This is a genomic window from Serratia sp. LTN-2, assembly GCF_059740205.1.
The window spans coordinates 65263-66170 of the sequence record NZ_JCAXDO010000017.1 but is presented as its reverse complement, the minus strand read 5'-3'; the positions used below and the strand labels follow the sequence as shown (position 1 = coordinate 66170).

The 908-nt window shown below is 48.0% G+C and carries 1 protein-coding gene; it reads right to left on the bottom strand.

All coding sequences use genetic code 11. The features are described from left to right. Positions 1–307: 307 nt before the first annotated feature. Positions 308–908 (bottom strand): plasmid replication initiator RepA (repA, locus tag AC6BYQ_RS23450; protein ID WP_498057587.1); only part of this gene is annotated, 601 nt, incomplete at its 5' end.

Sequence of the window (908 nt, the reverse complement as noted above, 5' to 3'; positions counted from 1 at the left end):
GAAAAGAAAGTTCTTTAAAAGAAGTATTAATTAGTTCTTTAAAAGGAACCACGCACCTTAAAACTTACTCGTATCGCACTTTATATATCTATCGGTTGTAGCCTTATGGAACTTTCCCTTGCAGTTATCTGTGTATAACTGTTCTGATTGCGTCAGTTGATTGTCGGTGATGGTTTTTTCTATATTTACACGCCTACCTAGCGGTGAACAACACGACCGGGAGAAGCCGTTTTGTACAAATTTGAGGCAGCTGTGTATGGCAGGCGTGATGAGTCCTCCGGCGTCAACCGGATCATAAAAATGTGGTTCAGATGGGATCAGGTACCAGGCGGGTGTAGTTTCCCCTAGACATGAGCATGCGCTCTTTAACTCGTCGTTTCACCTCAGTGAAGACTGCAGCCTGGTTGCCAATGAAACGCCCTTCAGCGATCTCACGCGTCAGCTGTCGCTTAACTATAGTTTCAATATCGCGGCGAGTGCGATCGGCATCGCGGCGAGCTCGAGCGCGACGTAGTCCGTGTTCCTTACGTTCTGACTGATAGCTGCGGAACCGTTCGCGCACGAACCGCCAGGCTTTTGCGATCAATTCGTCCATCTCAAGACGTGGCAGGTGCTGTTTTTCACGCTGCTTATTTTCCCATTCCACGCGGCTACGCCGTGCAGCTACAACAGCTACGTCGGAAACGTCTAGAGCAGAAAATAACGCTGGCGTGAAAGTAATATCTGTTGGGATGTTACAACCTATCTGCGGATCATATTCCGTATGATATGTGATCAGCCCGAGTTCGGACATGAAGAACAAGGCTCGAGTCGCCCGAGTGATAGACAAGTTGCCTTTATGGGACTCCGTGGCTAATCCACATTCGATGGCCAAATTTGTGATAGATCGCTGTACCCGATTAGCTAAT